Here is a 15,617-nt window from a genome sequence, read left to right on the forward strand (position 1 = left end):
GGATCGTTTGAGACGAACGATCCCCCCTACAGTTTTCTATAAAAGCCCGCCAATCTACTTGAAAAGAAGGGCTTTTGCTAGCTATTTTTTTGACTTTTGAGGTGCATAAAGTATGCCATTCAAATTAACGCAATGATTTCTTTATGCAAGATAAAAGCCTGATGTCTAAAAAAACATCAGGCTTTAATTTTCGCTATATTGGCTTATTTTTCAGTAATTACCAAGCCTTTTTTAAGATAGATTTTAAATCTTCCAGGGTGGCTTCTTTCGGGTTATAAATGATGGAACCATCGTTCAGGGCTTTCTCTGCCACTTCATCCAGCTGCGCTTCAGAAATCTTGCCGGTTTCACGTAATGTACGTGGCAGTTTGGTCAGACTATAAATCCGATCTCGCATGGTCAGAATAGTGGCAATGGTTTTGTCTGCGCGTAAATGTGCTGGTGTTTGCGCATAAATATCGGCACCTGCCAAAGGTAGCAACAGATCAGCAATCTTGTCACCATTGACCTCTTTGTTGTATTCCAGCACATACGGCAGGAACAGGTTCATACATAAACCATGCGGCAAGTGCACCACTGCACCCAGTGAATGACCGAGTGAATGCACAATCCCGACCATCGAGTTAGAAAATGCAATACCGGCCATGGTCGATGCTTGAGCCAGTTCCAGACGGCCTTGCGCATCATTGGGATTATCCAGCACATTGAATAGATGGCTACTGATCTTCTTGACTGCTGCGGTGGCATAAGCATCTGAGATTGGATTGGCTGCCATGCAAGTATAAGCTTCGACCGCATGGGTCAGTGCATCCATTGCGGTCATGGCGGTTAAATGCGGCGGCAAAGTCTGGGTCATGCGCGGATCTAAAATCGCAGCATGCGGCATCAAATAATACGATGCGAAAGGCATTTTAACATTCTTCTCAGTATCTGAGACGACGGCCACCATGGTGACTTCTGAGCCTGTCCCCGAAGTTGTTGGAATCACAAAAAATGGCTTCAGCGGCTTAGGCAGGTTATGGGCACCAGAATATTTAAGCAGGTCATCACCGCCTTCAGAGACCAGAATATTAGTTGCTTTGGAGGTATCAATGACTGAACCGCCGCCCACAGCAATGATCGCATCACAGTGATTTTCACGATACAGTTTCGCCGCACTACGTACTGTACCCAAGCTAGAATCGGGTGGTACGTCATCAAAAATGGCTACAATTGCAGCATCCGCCATTTCAAATGCAGCTTCAATCGGTGCCAGCAGATTATTGGCGCGTACACCTTTGTCGGTAATGATGAGTGGACGTTTGGCCCCCAAAGTTGCAAGCTCAAACGGAATATGTTCTAACGCGGCATGTCCGGCAATGACTTTAACTGGACAGAAAAATTCATAATAAGGTTTAGCCATGTTATACACTCCGTTTTAAATAAGATTGAGCGATTTTTAGATAAATACTGCTCGCTTCGCTTAGTTTTTCCTTGAGGCTGAGATTGCTTGGATATTCTTTGACAGCCAGTTGCGCCACCAGTTTAGGCAAAATCAGTGCTTCCATTTTATTTAGACAACGCACCAGACGAATGGCATTGGAAATATCGCCATCGGCAATCATGCGGTCATTGGCAAAGGCTTGAGAGGTGCTTTCCTGAAAGGAAAAAACTAAAAAAGCATGGTGCAGATGTTTAAAGGTAATAGTCAGATCAGGTGCTTTTTCCAGATTTTTCACCAGTTCCAATTGCTTGTCCTCAGTGACCCGCGCCACAAAGGCTGGGCCATGCGGAAAGACTTTCATGGAAAGAGTGAAATGGACTGGAAATTGAGCAACTTCCTGTTTGATTTCTTCATCCACCTGGCTTGCCATGACCAGACCGCGGCCAATCACATCCATCATGAGTTTGACATAGGCAAGCTGCAAAGCGGGTTTTACGGATTTAGTTGCAATCACGTGATGATCCCTATCTCAATATTATTGGTTTAGAGTAAATACTCTAATTTATTTGGGGGTGAAATGCAAAGGCTTTATCTTTGCTCGACAGTGACTTGATTAAAGTAACCGCTGTGGCGCAAAGTTTCAATAATTTCACGACATAACTGGTTGAATTGTGGCGGTTGTTCCAGTAGGTCGCTCATGCGAACCATTTCCAGTCCCGCATAACCACAAGGGTTGATGGTATTAAATCCGCTCAGGTCACAATCCAGATTTAAGGAAAGACCATGATAGCTACGGCCTTTACGAATTTTAAAACCCAGTGAACCAATTTTTCGTTCAGCCACATAGACCCCCGGTGCATCGGGTTTGGCATAAGCATCAATGCCGTATTTTTTCAGCAGATCGATCATCAGGTTTTCAGCATAGGACACCAGTGTACGCACATTCCAGCCTAGGCGATTCAGGTCAAACATGAAGTAAGCCACCAGCTGGCCCGGGCCGTGCCAGGTCACTTGACCACCACGATCGGTTTGAATTACCGGGATATTGCTCGATATCAGAATATGTTCTGGCTTACCGGCCTGACCTTGAGTCAATACATCCTGATGTTGCAGAATCCACAGCTGATCCGGACTATATTCATCACGGTTTTCCGTAAATGTTTTCATTTCCAGAAAGCGATCTTCATAAGGAGTAAGGTCGTGATATTGACGAATGATCAGCTCGGGCTTTTGCAGCACATCAGTCACAGGGAGTGTCCTTGGTAATTATAAAAAACTGGTCATAATTATAATGATTTCGGCATGAAATAGGGGCGAGACCTACAATATTTAAGCGCTAGCTCAGTCATTGTACAGGCATAAAAAACACGCCCGAAAGCGTGTCTTTTGTATTTTTGATTACAGTGCGGTTTTAATCAGCGGACAGGCGGCCAAATCTGCATATACGGCATGTACCTGCTCCAGTTCCAAAAAGCGCAGTTGTGCGGTAATGGAATGATATTTGCCAGTACGCGACGGTGTGATGGTCATCTCACTGCCATCAAATTCAGGAAAATGTTTTACAAAGATATCATTCACGGCCTGACGCAGTTCAATGCCAGCAAGGCCAATCAGTTTAATCGGATAATCCATAGGGAAAACCCAAAGATGTTCTTGAAGTTCACGAGATGGTGTACGGTCTAACATGGTAGTCCCCCTGATTTGAAACGCCTGCAATCATGCAGGCGTTTGGGTCTGTCTTGGCTACTTAAAATGGAGACACTGAAGTAAATTTCAAGTCCCCATAGCAAGCATCAAATCTTAATCATTCTCGAGGAATGAACGTAAATGTTCTGAACGTGATGGATGGCGAAGCTTGCGTAACGCTTTAGCTTCAATCTGACGAATACGTTCACGTGTCACATCAAACTGTTTGCCCACTTCTTCCAAGGTGTGGTCGGTCGGCATGTCGATACCAAAACGCATTTTCAGGACTTTGGCTTCACGTTCAGTCAGGTTTTCCAGAACTTCGCGTGTCGCTTCTTTTAGGCCTTCTGAAGTCGCAGCATCAATTGGTGACGTGATGTTGCTGTCTTCAATGAAGTCACCCAGATGCGAATCTTCATCATCACCGATCGGTGTTTCCATCGAAATCGGTTCTTTGGCGATTTTTAGCACTTTACGTACTTTGACTTCGTCCATTTCCAGACGTTCGCCCAACTCTTCAGGTGTCGGTTCACGCCCCATTTCTTGAAGAAGCTGACGCGATACACGATTGATCTTGTTGATGGTCTCGATCATGTGCACCGGAATGCGAATGGTACGTGCCTGATCGGCGATTGAACGGGTGATCGCCTGACGAATCCACCAGGTTGCATAAGTCGAGAATTTATAACCACGACGATATTCAAACTTGTCCACCGCTTTCATCAAGCCAATGTTACCTTCCTGAATCAGATCCAGGAACTGCAAGCCGCGGTTGGTGTATTTTTTCGCAATTGAAATCACCAGACGCAAGTTGGCTTCGACCATTTCTTTCTTGGCGCGACGTGCCTTAGCTTCACCAACGGCCATGCGTTTGGCAATGTCTTTAATGCCTTTTACATCAAGGCCAAGCTCTTTCTCGATATCGGCAATCTTTTGCTGGAAGGCCAATACATCGGGACGTACTTTTTCCAGATAGGCTTTCTGGTCTGCAGGTGTTTTCGCGATCTGTTCATCTAACCAGGCTGGATTCGATTCCTGTCCCGGGAAAGAAGTACGGAACTGGGTACGATCCATACGACCACGGCGCACGGCATAACGCATCACTTCACGTTCTGCACCACGGATCTGGTCATGCGTACCACGAATCATTTCTGAAATGATATCGAATAGACGCGGCGTGAATTTGAACATCATGAATACGGTCGCCAGTGCTTCCAGCGCAGCTTCAGATTCTTCGCTGTCACGACCATGTTTTTCGATGGCTGTTTTGGTATTCAACCATGCATTTTCAAGTTCAGTGAAGCGTGCTTTGGCAATTTCAGGATCTGGACCAGAATCAGCTTCTGAATCATCTTCAGTTTCAGCTTCTTCCTCTTCATCATCGTCCAGTTTTACATCTTTGGTCGATTTTTTCGAATCAGTCTTGTCTTCAGCGATCTCGACTTCTTCTTCGAGTACTTCAGGAATTTCTTCGTCTGATTCAGGATCTAAATAACCCGATAACAGGTCAGCAAGACGGCGTTCGCCCGCTTCATAATCTTTATATTCTTGGAGTACAACTTCTACCGCATTGGGCCAGTAAGCAATCGAGTGCAAAACATCACGAATACCTTCTTCGATGCGCTTTGCAATGCTAATTTCGCCTTCACGGGTTAAAAGCTCAACGGTACCCATTTCACGCATATACATACGCACAGGGTCAGTTGTACGACCTGGCTCATTTTCTACAGAGGCCAGTACGGCTGCAGCTTCTTCTTCTGCAACTTCATCGGCAGCTTCTGTAGTATCTTCGAACATCGTATCATCAGATTCAGGCGCGCGATCATGTACAGGAATACCCACGTCATTCAGCATCTGAATGATATCTTCAATCTGCTCGCTTTCTGTGATGGAGTCCGGCAGATGATCGTTAACCTCAGCGAAGGTTAAGTAACCTTGTTCTTTGCCTCGGCTAATCAGAGCCGCTACTTGTGAAGTAGGGGAAGTCATATCGCTCATCTTTTGCTTACTCTTCGTTGAATCTGTGACAGGAAAAACCGTACAACTTATGCACGATTTAAGCTCATTAAATTTAGTGAATAGCCTACGTATTTCATCAGAGTATTCAGCATTCAAGCTGTCTGATAAAATATTTAAAATGAAATTCAGTAATTTAAGATGGGGATGAATTTGTTATTTTCAAGTCCAACCCCGGCATCTGTGTATTTGACCAAAAAATGTGTAGTCAAAAAACATAAGGACGCAGGGTGGATTATATCATGTCACACAATGTCCTTAAAAAAAAGCCCTATTTACAACTTTAAAATACGAAAATTTAAATAAAACTTGACTTGTGGTTTTAGGCAAGATAAATAGCGCTAAAACCATTTACATTTTTCACTATGAGGAAGTTTTAGTGTCTTCTACAGATTTTGAACTAGATGATAGCTTCGGTGAGGATGATGTTAATTTCGATGAAGCTTCCAGCAAGCTGAGCGCTAAAGAGTCGTTGGAAAAACGTCGTCTGATTGATGACTTACTTTCACAACGTCGCTTGGAACGCGAACTCAAAGATTTTGACTATGACTTCGACGATGATGACGATTTTGATGACGAAGATTAACGAATTCGGATTTAGCATGGCCTGAATAAATGCTATGCTAAACCTTTCGGTTTTCTAAGTTTGGATGTTAGATGAGTGCTTTAGATTTAGACCTGTTGAGTGAATATCTAGATGGTGACCAAAATGAACATGGTCTAGATTTCGCAGCAACCCATGGTTTCTTATGTGCTATTGCAGTAGGCCCAAAATTCGACAAATGGTTAGACGAGCTTTTTGATAGCAATCAAAAGAAAGTGCCTGCAGAAATCATCACTCAGGTACAAGCATGGTTAGAGTCTATCCGTCAAAGCTTAGCCAATGAAGAAGGGATTACATTCCCATTTGAAATTGAAGAAGCAGACACCGAATCAAGCTTGGGTGACTGGAGTGTGGGCTTTGTCGATGCCATGTTCCTGAACGAAGAAGCTTGGTTTACTGAAGAATTTGAAGAGCAACTGGTAGATTTAACTCTGCCAATCATGGTCTTCAGCGGCATTGATGATGAAGATCCGCAAATGGAAACTTTCCGTCGCAATGGCCAGTTAATGGACGAACTTGCAGAAGAAATTCCAGACAACTTAAATGAATTGTATCTGATGTATCACACTCCAGAATAATTCATAAAAAAAGCACCGCACGGTGCTTTTTTTAGCTTTGGACTTTTATCAAAGCATCGAAGGGATTTTATTTTCTTTCAATACCGACCCGTTTGCTCAGACTGTAGCGGGCATAGCCATTATAGGCAATATGAAAGATCAAACCATGTACCGCAATCACAGCGGCCATCAGAAATGAATTCGGGCCCCTTCCGGTATAAGCCATGTTGTTGAAGATGGCTTCAGTCTGTGGATGCATCCAGATCACAACAAATATAAAAATAAACCCAAATGTAATCGCAATGATGGTAGAACCCCATACCAGTTTGCTTTTCTCTTCCTTGCTGGGTAAACGTTGTTCTCTCTTCACAAAGTATCGGGCACTGAGAAAGGCCGACGCGATCAGGGCCGGGATCAGGAGAATCGCGCCCAGATTGAATACATAAATGAGTACGCCCACGAATAGAACCAAGCTAAGATAAACGGTGGCAAAATATTTAAGATAGTGCGACATCGTTTTAGCCTCCTTCATGCTGAGGTCTATTCAGGATGGACGATTTTTACGCTGCTGTCTACGGTAGATAACCCAGGCAATAATGACTATAACAATCGCAATAATCACATAACTGACTTTACTGAAAATTTGCTGCATCAACTCTTGGTTTTCACCAAAGTAAAATCCGACACAGGCCAAAAACGTGGTCCAGATGATGGTTCCGAGTGTGCTATAGAACATGAATTTCCAGAAGGGCATACGGCTCATGCCGGCAGGAATGCTGATCAGTGAGCGGACGGCAGGAACCATGCGGCCAAAAAACACAATCCGATGTCCATAATGTTCAAACCAGCTCAGTGATTTTTTCACATCATTGGATTTGATAAACAGATATTTGCCATAACGGTCGACAAACTTGAAAATGGAATCGTGATTGAATTTATAACCCACCCAGTACAGCAAGGCTGCTGCTAGTAATGAGCCAATGCAACCGGCCATGATCACCCCGACCAGTATTAACTCACCCTGAGAGGCCGAATAGCCCGCAGAAGGCATAATGATTTCGGAAGGGATGGGTGGGAAGACATTATCCAGAAACATGAGCAGGGCAATACCCCAGTAGCCCAGTTGTTCCATGACGGAAATAATCCATTCAGTTAAATTCATAAGATGGTCAAAATAAAAAATACTGCCTGTATCCTAAGCAGTATTTTTTATGCGGTAAAGTCTTGGAATATAAATGAGCAGGCAGAATCAGCTATGTGTCAGCGTATAAATATAGACTTTGCGTAAGCCATAGGCCAAACAGACAGGTAAAACACTCAGCAGCATAAAATGAATGACACTGGTATTAAGATGATAACCAATAAACAGCGCTAAAATCGCGCCAATCACAGTTCCCAAGATGACCACAAACACATGTGACTGGCTCTCAAGCTCGTCATTAACCTGATGAAGTCGTTGTTGTTTTATATTCTCTTTGGGTTGAAACTGAACCAGATTATCTGGATCTCGAGCAAGTGAACTGGTCATGTTATATTCCTTTTCATTTTAAAATTTAAGTTAATAATGAAAGACTTGGCTTAAGATAGACTTTTCAATAGACTAGCAATCTTGCTTGGAAAAAAATAAGGTTCTTGGTAATGAATTGGTGAGAGTTTTATTACTGTTGTAATTTTTATGTAAATAAAAAACCCTCCGAAGAGGGTTTTTATATATTTTCTTACAAAGCGGCTGGCTTAGAGACGTTTACGTTTTGCTGCCAGAATTTGGGACTGACGCATACGGAAACCGTCTTTTTGTTTCTCTGTGGTCTTGTCAATGCAGTACACGCAAGAGACACCATGTTCATAACTTGGCAGCGCCACTTCTTCAGGAAGCAAAGGCCAGCCACAGGCATGGCATTTGGTGTTTTGACCTTCTTCGACACCGTGTGTTACTGCTGTACGGCCATCAAATACGAAGCATTCGCCTTCCCACATACTTTCTTCAGCCGGAGTTTCTTCCAGGTATTTTAAAATACCGCCTTTCAGGTGATACACCTCTGTAAAACCTTCTTGCAGAAGCAGAGAGGTTGATTTTTCACAGCGAATACCACCGGTACAGAACATGGCAATTTTCTTGTCTTTGTGCTGTTCCAGATTATTTTTCACATATTCAGGGAATTCACGGAAGCTTTCAGTTTTCGGGTCAATCGCGCCTTTGAACGTTCCTGCTTTGTATTCGTAATCGTTACGGGTATCAACCAGAATCACGTCATCACGTGCAATCAGTTCATTCCATTCCTGAGGATCAAGATAGTGACCGACCAGATCACGTGGTTTCACTTCTACCCCTAAAGTCACGATTTCTTTTTTTAATTTAATTTTCATTTTACGAAATGGCTTGTCAGAGCTGTCTGACTCTTTATATTCCATCTCAACAAAGCCTTCATTGAGAAGGAACTGGTGAATTTGATCAATCGATGCACGGTCACCTGCAACCGTACCGTTAATCCCTTCACCCGCTACAATGAGTGTTCCACAAAGGTTGATTGTTTTTACCAAGTCTAAAAGACGTTGTTGAAGATCGGCAGGATCTTGAACTTCTTTGAATTGATAAAGTGCGGCAACAACCCAACCTGAGGTCGCTTGCTGTTCTACAGGTGCAAGCTGTTCTACAGTAGCGTTCATGGAATACTCCAACGTAGCATGATAATTTAAAGGCGCATATTTTAGCGTGATTCGAGTGAATAAGCGAGTAAAACACTTGCCTTTTAACAGGCTTCAATTCATGGGGGAGAGCGTGTATAGTCATGCCCGACCCGGAATTTTGTAAAGTTTTATGCAGTGATGCAGGTACTGGAAGTTGCAGTATCTTTGGAGTGTGTTTTGAGTTCAGATCGTCGTATTGCGTCTTTAACCCCGTGTGCTGGGCGTTGCTCGACCGTATTTGGTGATGCGGTATGTCGTGGTTGCCGCCGTTTCAATCATGAGGTGATTCACTGGAACACTTATGGCGCTGATCAGCATCATGCCGTATGGCGGCGTCTGGATGCACAGCTGGATCAGATTTTAGTGCCGTTGTTGCCACATGCAGATATCGTCAAGGTTCAAGCCTTTGTGCTGTCAAAACGGGTACGTTTACGTGACGATGCCTCCAAAGGGCGTAAGCTGTATCATGCTTTAAAGCTCTGTGAAAAAAATCGGCATTTTACCGATGATAGTGGTTTGGGGATTCATTATAAGCAGGTACGTCCACTCTGGGATGAATTTGAGCGCCGGATTCTGGCTTTGGCCACTGCCAGTTATGATCTGGCTTTTCTGCGGGCGGATGGCATTAGTCAGCATCTGATTCATCTGCAGGAAGAGGAATAAGTCCTCTTTTTTTATGCAAAAAATAACAACAGCTGAAGGAAGAGCATGAATATCAGTGAGTATCTCTTGTATTGTCTGGCTGTTGTGGTAATGATCGCCACGCCTGGTCCGGTGATGTTGCTGGTGGCCAGTGCCGGTCTAAAAGGCGGTTATGCTGCGGCTTTAAGAACTATTTTTGGCACCAATTTCGCTTCATTGATACTGATTGCTTTATCGATATTAAGCCTGAAAGGTTTGCTGGTCATTAATGAACAGTGGCTGGATGCCATCAAGTTGCTGGGTTGTCTGTATATTGGTTATCTGGGGCTGCAAACATTTCGGGAGGTGATTTTTCAGCAAGCAGAGTCAGCTCAAAAGAAGTTATCTCCGGTACGTGGCGGCTTTCAGCAGGGTTTTCTGGTCGGTATTTCCAATCCCAAAGATATTATTTTCTTTGCGGCTTTTTTCCCGCAGTTTATTGGTATTACATCTGATCTCGATTTAAGTCTCATAATCTTAACCCTGAGCTGGATCGTGCTGGATTTCCTGACCCTGTCAGTGGTGTATTTGGGTTTTAATCGTTTATCCCGTTCTCGGTTGTATCCGCATTTGCTGGCCTTGTGTGGTCTCATTCTGCTGATCATTGCTCTTTACGGCATTTATCAGATCCTGATTTAAAAAAGTACTGCACAGTTGTAAGATTCCTGCCTGGCATATGCGCTAAAAATCATGCTAAGGTAAAATCAAATAAAAATTGAACAGATCAGCATGTCTAAAACAGTACCCAAGCCCGATCATCCATTCTCACCGCTGTTATTTATTCAACCTGCTGTTATTCAGATTCTTCAAATCATTGGACTCGCGCTGATCGCTGTCAGTATCGTATATCTGCTGGCAGCAAACTGGTGGATGCTGCCGAAATTTGTCCAGTTGTTTATGCCGCAAGTTTTATTGCTGGGTTCGGCATTGCTGAGTGTGCATTTCGCTGCGCGAGAAAAGTTAAGACAAAGTCTGGATACTGTATCGGGTTTAATGCTGGGCTTAAGTCTGGCGGTGATTGGGCAGATTTATCAGACCGGTGCTGACAGTTATCAATTGTTTTTGCTTTGGGCCTTGTTACTTTTGCCTTGGCTGTATCGACCGAATATTGGTGTGTTTGCATTATTTTGCGTGGTCAGCCAGCTGGCGCTTTATTTTTATTTTAAACAAAGCTTTTGGTTGGTACGTGCTGAAACTGCCTATCTGCTCAGTCTTAATCTGTTGACCGGACTGAGTCTGATCTATGCATTACGCTATTATCCGGTTTTACGCTATCTGTTGATTGCCGTGGTGGTACTCATTTCGGTATTTAGCATGTTTCGATTTATCGACTCGAATTCGATCTGGTATTTGGCTTCGGTACTGGTCTTAGCACTGTTATTTAGTGCTTATTTCTATACTCGGCAGCAACAGCTGGAAACCAGTTTGCTGGTTGCAGGGCTGGCACTGAGTTTTAGCATTCTGATTTTTGATCTCACAGACCAATATTTGCAAAATTCAGCTGCAGGCTTATTGGTGCTGGCTTTGCTCATCTTTGGCTGGTTTGCGGCGATTAGTGCGCTGCTGATAAAGCTGTTACCCCAGAGCCGGTTTTCGGTCATTCCACTGGCGCTGGGCGCATGGATTGCTGGTGTGATACTGGCCATACTGTTGCTGACCTATTGGGAAAGTTTATCCATCCTGATGGGGCTAATCTTTATCGGGATTGCCTGGTGGTTGATTCATAGCAAGCCTTCAGTTTTTCTGCGGCAATTGGCTTATTGTTTGTGGGTCTGCGGTCAGGCTGCTGTCCTGATTCATACCGAATTGTTGACAGATAGTTTGTTGTTGATCTGGCTGATACAAATCGGTATTACGTTGCTAAGTATCATGAATCGCATGCATTGGCTGGTGCTGCTATTACAGTTATTACTGGCTCATGCGTTGGGAATTGCAGTTTTAATCGAGCAGCACCCATTTTCTCATGACCATCGCCTGATCACATGGATCATGCTGTTGAATTACAGTGTGCTGACCGTGGCTTTACTCACTGCAAGACACTGGCTTGCTTCAGCTTATGCCAAAAGTGTGAATCTGTGGATGATCAGTATTTTGGCAGCAACGGCTATTTTTCAATGTCTGTTGCAATTTGGCGTAGCGCAGCAACTGCATCCGCGCGGTATAGATGAAGCAATTGTTTTCTATATTTTACCCGCAGTATGGCTGCTGAGTTTTATCGGAATACATCTGAAGCAATTTTCGCTGACACCACTCTGGCTGATTCCTGCCGCAGGCATTTTACTGATTGCACTGGGCTATTTTGAAATTTTCATCATTCTGGTACTTATGGCCTGGGCGATGGTCAATCAACAGCGATTGATGCAGGCCTTATTGGTTCTGTTACTGATCTTCTGGTTATGGTTGCTGTATTACAATCTGGGACTCAGCTTTTTATTTAAGAGTGTCAGTATCTTTGCTTCAGGTCTGCTGGTTTTGCTTCTGGCTTATGTGTTGAGCTCACCGAAATTTCAGTCGAAAACAGGAGTGACCTCATGAAAAAGTTTTGGGTGCTACACCTGAGTATTTTTAGTATTGCCTTATTTGTGGGCTTAATTATCCAGCATGAATGGCATTTAAGAAATAGTCAGAGTATTTTTGTTAAGTTGGCGCCCGTCGATCCGCGTTCGATTTTGCAGGGCGATTATATGGCGCTGAATTATCAGTTGCATTTTGCTGGTCTAGATGCTGATGAAACTGCCCTGAATCAAACAGGTTCAGATATCACTATTCAGGATTTTAAAGATCGGTCTCAGATCATGAGCTATGTACGCTTGGATGCACAACGACGGGTGATACGAAGCAGTTTTGATCCGCGTCTGTTACAAGTTCATCCGGCATCTTCCGCAAAACTGCTGTTAAAGAATCCACGCAATAGTTTTGAAGCTTTATATCCGGCGGCCAATAGTTTTTTATTCGCCGAAGGCCTGGAGCCGTGTTATCGCAGTGCCAAATTTGCCGAACTTAAGCTTAAGGAAAATGGAAAGGCTTTACTGGTTAATCTTGTTGACTCCCATTTAAAGCCCCTAAATTGTGAAAGTTCTAAAAGCTGGCGGCAGGGCAGTTAATTATATTTAGTCATTCTGGCCATAAAAAAGCCCGCGAGGTGCGAGCTTTGGGAATCTGGTCGAATCGACTTAAGCGACTTGTACCGGAATACAGTTGGCAGTATGGCTGACGGTATTGTTTGGATTTGCATAGACCAAGCGTGGCTGATGTGCATTTGCTTCAGCTTCAGTGAAATCACCAAAAGTTGCAATAATGATGATATCGCCTACATCGGCTTGATGTGCAGCGCCACCATTGACTGAAATGATGCCTGAATTATCTTCGCCACGAATGGCATAAGTTGCAAAACGTTTACCATTGGTCACGTTCCACACATGAATTTCTTCGTATTCGCGAATGCCAGCTAAATCCATCAAAACGCCATCAATTGCACATGAACCTTCATAGTGTAATTCTGCATGTGTAACGTGAGCGCGGTGAATTTTGCATTTTAATAAACGAGATAGCATGGCTAGCGTCCCCTGAGTTGAACTAAGACTTTGATCATCATATGGTTGAATCAATTTCTACGACACTGGATAAGTGGGTAGGCTTGCGCATTTTGCGCTTAAATGATCTTTCTGACAAGCGGAATTGTCCAGCGATTTTTGAATGATCAGTTCGGCTTATAGGCATTAATTTGATTCATGGCTTGCTGTACTTCTGCATTCACCAGCATTTTGGTACGTGCGAGCGCATGTGAAATTGCATCATCCATTAACTTTTGTTCGCTGCTGGGCGCTTTGCTGAGCACATGACCAGAAACACGGTCTTTGGCACCAGGATGGCCGATTCCAATACGCAGGCGATGGAAGTTTGAACCAATATGCGGCACGATATCGCGTAGACCATTATGACCACCGTGACCACCACCCGTTTTCAGACGAATGATACCAGGATTCATATCCAGTTCATCATGGGCAATCAGGATCGATTCAGGTGCGATATTGTAGAATTTGGCGAAAGGAACAACACTTTTACCGGAAAGGTTCATAAAGGTTGTAGGTAGAAGAAGACGAACGTCTTGACCTTCGATATTGCCACGACCACTAAATCCATTGAATTTCGGGTCTTTCTTGAGGGTAATGCCATATTGCTCTGCAAGGCGTTCTACGAACCAGGCCCCTGCATTATGGCGGGTTTGGGCATACTCAGAACCTGGGTTGCCCAAACCAACAATCAGTGAAATATTTGACACTAATTACACCATTAACACTTATGCGCGTTTAAAGTCAGCGTGCATAGGCGTGTTTTTAGCTGGGTGACGTTGTAAGGCTTGGATTTTCACGCTTTCAACTTTACCGTCTACATCAATTTCGATAACTTCTTCAAAGAAAGAGTTGTTTTCTAAGAATTTAACAAGCTGACGAAGCTCAAGAGTAACAGCTACAGGAGCAGCTTCGCCACCGTAGATGATTGCAGGAACTTTAGCTTGAAGACGAAGGCGGCGGCTCGAACCTTTCCCTTGAACTGCTTCTTCACGTGCTGCTGCGTTTAATACGAAGTTTGCCATGATAGACATCCTATTTAAGTTAAATGAACCAGACTTGCGACCAGTCTAGTGAGTAAAAGCCCTACCAAATGGCAGGGCTTTGAAAATTCAGCGCTCTATTATAGATAAGAATCGAACATTGCGCTAATAGATTCTTCGTTGTTAATGCGACGAATCGTTTCGGCAACCATGCTGGCTACGGAAACCTGGCGAATCTTGCCCAGTGCTAAAGCTTCATCTGAAAGTGGGATGGTGTCACAAACCACCAATTCATCAATCACAGAATGTCTTAAGTTTTCTAATGCTTTACCAGAAAGTACTGGATGCGTTGCATAAGCAACAACCTTGCGAGCACCGAAAGTTTTCAATGCATCAGCTGCTTTGCATAAAGTGCCTGCAGTATCTACCATGTCATCGACGATGACACAATCACGATCTTTCACATCGCCAATCAAATGCATCACTTGTGATTCATTCGCTTTTTGACGACGCTTATCGATGATTGCAAGATCGATATCACCCATTTGTTTCGCAACAGCACGTGCACGAACCACACCACCGACGTCAGGTGAAACCACCATCAGGTTGTGATGTGACTGCTGACGTAAGTCAGCAAGTAGCGCTGGTGTACCGTAGATGTTGTCTACAGGGATATCGAAGAAACCTTGGATCTGGTCAGCATGAAGATCAATCATCACAACGCGGTCAATACCTACAGTCGTCAGCATGTCTGCAACGACTTTAGCAGTAATTGGCACACGGCTTGAACGTGGACGACGGTCTTGACGAGCATAACCAAAGTAAGGAATCACGGCAGTAATACGACCTGCACTTGCACGACGCAAAGCGTCAGCCATGACTAAGATTTCCATCAGGTTATCGTTAGTAGGAGCACAAGTAGGTTGCACGACGAATACGTCTTTACCACGAACGTTTTCAGTAATCTCGACAGCGATTTCACCATCAGAGAACTGACCTACAGAGGCAGCGCCTAGAGGAATATGTAAGTGACTTACGACTTTTTGAGCGAATTGTGGATGCGCAGATCCACTAAAAACGACAAGATTGGGCATGAAGCACCCTTGGCGGTTGGGATATATGGGAATAGATGGCAGGGGTAGCTGGATTCGAACCAACGGATGCCGAGATCAAAACCCGGTGCCTTACCACTTGGCGATACCCCTAATGCGGCAGAACTTTAATATTTTTACGGTAAAGTGTCAAGGTAAATTAACAGTCTTACAGCAAATGAGTGTTCTGTCTTTTTTCGAGAAAATGGCAGGGGTAGCTGGATTCGAACCAACGGATGCCGAGATCAAAACCCGGTGCCTTACCACTTGGCGATACCCCTAAATTTGATGAACTGTAAGATGGCAGGGGTAGCTG

Annotated in this window: 19 protein-coding genes and 2 tRNA genes; 6 read left to right on the forward strand and 15 right to left on the reverse strand. The window is 44.0% G+C overall.

The window, feature by feature from the left end; genetic code table 11:
* Window positions 1-217: 217 nt before the first annotated feature.
* The 5 genes from FTV48_RS07525 to rpoD all read right to left on the reverse strand — a co-directional run bounded on the left by FTV48_RS07525 (window position 218) and on the right by rpoD (window position 5,158).
* Window positions 218-1,402, reverse strand: a complete 1,185-nt coding sequence (locus tag FTV48_RS07525; protein WP_005097761.1) for an iron-containing alcohol dehydrogenase — start codon at window positions 1,400-1,402, stop codon at window positions 218-220.
* Between the two features lies 1 nt (window position 1,403).
* On the reverse strand, window positions 1,404-1,937 hold the full coding sequence (locus FTV48_RS07530; protein WP_005097759.1) for a hypothetical protein: 534 nt from the start codon (window positions 1,935-1,937) through the stop codon (window positions 1,404-1,406).
* A gap of 74 nt (window positions 1,938-2,011) precedes the next feature.
* Window positions 2,012-2,671, reverse strand: coding sequence for a lipoyl(octanoyl) transferase LipB (gene lipB, locus FTV48_RS07535; protein WP_074383411.1), 660 nt, complete (start codon window positions 2,669-2,671; stop codon window positions 2,012-2,014).
* Window positions 2,672-2,821: 150 nt separating this feature from the next.
* Window positions 2,822-3,109: a YbeD family protein gene (locus FTV48_RS07540; protein ID WP_005169807.1), complete on the reverse strand. Its 288-nt coding sequence runs from the start codon at window positions 3,107-3,109 to the stop codon at window positions 2,822-2,824.
* A gap of 114 nt (window positions 3,110-3,223) precedes the next feature.
* Window positions 3,224-5,158, reverse strand: a complete 1,935-nt coding sequence (gene rpoD / locus FTV48_RS07545; protein ID WP_225554192.1) for an RNA polymerase sigma factor RpoD — start codon at window positions 5,156-5,158, stop codon at window positions 3,224-3,226.
* 346 nt (window positions 5,159-5,504) lie between these two features.
* Between rpoD and FTV48_RS07550 the strand changes: the two genes are divergently transcribed.
* Window positions 5,505-5,711 (forward strand): PA3496 family putative envelope integrity protein, encoded by a 207-nt coding sequence (locus tag FTV48_RS07550; protein WP_005169810.1) that lies wholly within the window; start codon window positions 5,505-5,507, stop codon window positions 5,709-5,711.
* Window positions 5,712-5,782: 71 nt separating this feature from the next.
* A complete protein-coding gene (locus tag FTV48_RS07555) occupies window positions 5,783-6,307 on the forward strand; it encodes a YecA family protein (RefSeq protein ID WP_005169813.1) in 525 nt (174 codons plus the stop codon).
* Window positions 6,308-6,374: 67 nt separating this feature from the next.
* Here the strand turns inward: FTV48_RS07555 and FTV48_RS07560 are convergent, their stop codons facing one another.
* The 4 genes from FTV48_RS07560 to FTV48_RS07575 all read right to left on the reverse strand — a co-directional run bounded on the left by FTV48_RS07560 (window position 6,375) and on the right by FTV48_RS07575 (window position 8,953).
* Complete coding sequence (locus tag FTV48_RS07560; RefSeq protein WP_074383409.1) at window positions 6,375-6,800, reverse strand: ABZJ_00895 family protein; 426 nt, start codon at window positions 6,798-6,800, stop codon at window positions 6,375-6,377.
* A gap of 30 nt (window positions 6,801-6,830) precedes the next feature.
* Window positions 6,831-7,448: a DedA family protein gene (locus FTV48_RS07565; RefSeq protein ID WP_074383408.1), complete on the reverse strand. Its 618-nt coding sequence runs from the start codon at window positions 7,446-7,448 to the stop codon at window positions 6,831-6,833.
* Window positions 7,449-7,535: 87 nt separating this feature from the next.
* On the reverse strand, window positions 7,536-7,814 hold the full coding sequence (locus FTV48_RS07570; protein ID WP_005097750.1) for a hypothetical protein: 279 nt from the start codon (window positions 7,812-7,814) through the stop codon (window positions 7,536-7,538).
* A gap of 206 nt (window positions 7,815-8,020) precedes the next feature.
* Window positions 8,021-8,953 carry a rhodanese-related sulfurtransferase gene (locus tag FTV48_RS07575; protein WP_005097749.1) on the reverse strand — a complete coding sequence of 311 codons (933 nt, stop codon included), beginning with the start codon at window positions 8,951-8,953 and terminating at the stop codon, window positions 8,021-8,023.
* A 198-nt stretch (window positions 8,954-9,151) separates the two neighbouring features.
* Here FTV48_RS07575 and FTV48_RS07580 point away from each other — a divergent pair, with 198 nt between their 5' ends.
* From FTV48_RS07580 to FTV48_RS07595, 4 genes are all read left to right on the forward strand, one after another.
* Window positions 9,152-9,637, forward strand: coding sequence for a DUF1289 domain-containing protein (locus FTV48_RS07580; protein ID WP_035337988.1), 486 nt, complete (start codon window positions 9,152-9,154; stop codon window positions 9,635-9,637).
* 45 nt (window positions 9,638-9,682) lie between these two features.
* Window positions 9,683-10,294 (forward strand): LysE family translocator, encoded by a 612-nt coding sequence (locus tag FTV48_RS07585; RefSeq protein ID WP_179999899.1) that lies wholly within the window; start codon window positions 9,683-9,685, stop codon window positions 10,292-10,294.
* Window positions 10,295-10,384: 90 nt separating this feature from the next.
* Window positions 10,385-12,190, forward strand: a complete 1,806-nt coding sequence (locus FTV48_RS07590; protein ID WP_179999901.1) for a DUF2157 domain-containing protein — start codon at window positions 10,385-10,387, stop codon at window positions 12,188-12,190.
* A complete protein-coding gene (locus FTV48_RS07595) occupies window positions 12,187-12,759 on the forward strand; it encodes a GDYXXLXY domain-containing protein (RefSeq protein WP_159138247.1) in 573 nt (190 codons plus the stop codon). The genes FTV48_RS07590 and FTV48_RS07595 overlap by 4 nt, the downstream gene beginning before the upstream one ends.
* 69 nt (window positions 12,760-12,828) lie before the next feature.
* On the opposite strand, the gene panD is transcribed toward FTV48_RS07595, so the two are convergent.
* From panD to FTV48_RS07625, 6 genes are all read right to left on the reverse strand, one after another.
* Complete coding sequence (gene panD / locus FTV48_RS07600; protein WP_005097743.1) at window positions 12,829-13,209, reverse strand: aspartate 1-decarboxylase; 381 nt, start codon at window positions 13,207-13,209, stop codon at window positions 12,829-12,831.
* 146 nt (window positions 13,210-13,355) lie between these two features.
* Entirely contained in the window at window positions 13,356-13,937 is a 582-nt protein-coding gene (pth, locus tag FTV48_RS07605) for an aminoacyl-tRNA hydrolase (RefSeq protein ID WP_005097742.1), read from the reverse strand.
* Between the two features lie 18 nt (window positions 13,938-13,955).
* Window positions 13,956-14,252, reverse strand: a complete 297-nt coding sequence (gene rplY, locus FTV48_RS07610) for a 50S ribosomal protein L25 (RefSeq protein WP_005097741.1) — start codon at window positions 14,250-14,252, stop codon at window positions 13,956-13,958.
* 98 nt (window positions 14,253-14,350) lie between these two features.
* Window positions 14,351-15,304 (reverse strand): ribose-phosphate pyrophosphokinase, encoded by a 954-nt coding sequence (locus FTV48_RS07615; RefSeq protein ID WP_005097740.1) that lies wholly within the window; start codon window positions 15,302-15,304, stop codon window positions 14,351-14,353.
* A gap of 36 nt (window positions 15,305-15,340) precedes the next feature.
* A tRNA-Gln gene (locus FTV48_RS07620) sits at window positions 15,341-15,415 on the reverse strand.
* Window positions 15,416-15,507: 92 nt separating this feature from the next.
* Window positions 15,508-15,582: transfer RNA gene (locus FTV48_RS07625), tRNA-Gln, on the reverse strand.
* Between the last annotated feature and the right edge of the window lie 35 nt (window positions 15,583-15,617).

Source organism: Acinetobacter sp. YH18001 (assembly GCF_013416975.1).
Taxonomy (GTDB): domain Bacteria; phylum Pseudomonadota; class Gammaproteobacteria; order Pseudomonadales; family Moraxellaceae; genus Acinetobacter; species Acinetobacter pseudolwoffii.

What these genes read in the sequence shown, in the direction of transcription:
- FTV48_RS07560 (WP_074383409.1), bottom strand. Translation starts at nt 6,800, where the DNA reads ATGTCGCACTATCTTAAATATTTTGCCACCGTTTATCTTAGCTTGGTT.
- FTV48_RS07555 (WP_005169813.1), top strand. Translation starts at nt 5,783, where the DNA reads ATGAGTGCTTTAGATTTAGACCTGTTGAGTGAATATCTAGATGGTGAC.
- rplY (WP_005097741.1), bottom strand. Translation starts at nt 14,252, where the DNA reads ATGGCAAACTTCGTATTAAACGCAGCAGCACGTGAAGAAGCAGTTCAA.
- panD (WP_005097743.1), bottom strand. Translation starts at nt 13,209, where the DNA reads ATGCTATCTCGTTTATTAAAATGCAAAATTCACCGCGCTCACGTTACA.
- FTV48_RS07615 (WP_005097740.1), bottom strand. Translation starts at nt 15,304, where the DNA reads ATGCCCAATCTTGTCGTTTTTAGTGGATCTGCGCATCCACAATTCGCT.
- FTV48_RS07590 (WP_179999901.1), top strand. Translation starts at nt 10,385, where the DNA reads ATGTCTAAAACAGTACCCAAGCCCGATCATCCATTCTCACCGCTGTTA.
- FTV48_RS07525 (WP_005097761.1), bottom strand. Translation starts at nt 1,402, where the DNA reads ATGGCTAAACCTTATTATGAATTTTTCTGTCCAGTTAAAGTCATTGCC.
- FTV48_RS07570 (WP_005097750.1), bottom strand. Translation starts at nt 7,814, where the DNA reads ATGACCAGTTCACTTGCTCGAGATCCAGATAATCTGGTTCAGTTTCAA.
- FTV48_RS07585 (WP_179999899.1), top strand. Translation starts at nt 9,683, where the DNA reads ATGAATATCAGTGAGTATCTCTTGTATTGTCTGGCTGTTGTGGTAATG.
- FTV48_RS07595 (WP_159138247.1), top strand. Translation starts at nt 12,187, where the DNA reads ATGAAAAAGTTTTGGGTGCTACACCTGAGTATTTTTAGTATTGCCTTA.
- FTV48_RS07575 (WP_005097749.1), bottom strand. Translation starts at nt 8,953, where the DNA reads ATGAACGCTACTGTAGAACAGCTTGCACCTGTAGAACAGCAAGCGACC.
- FTV48_RS07540 (WP_005169807.1), bottom strand. Translation starts at nt 3,109, where the DNA reads ATGTTAGACCGTACACCATCTCGTGAACTTCAAGAACATCTTTGGGTT.
- FTV48_RS07565 (WP_074383408.1), bottom strand. Translation starts at nt 7,448, where the DNA reads ATGAATTTAACTGAATGGATTATTTCCGTCATGGAACAACTGGGCTAC.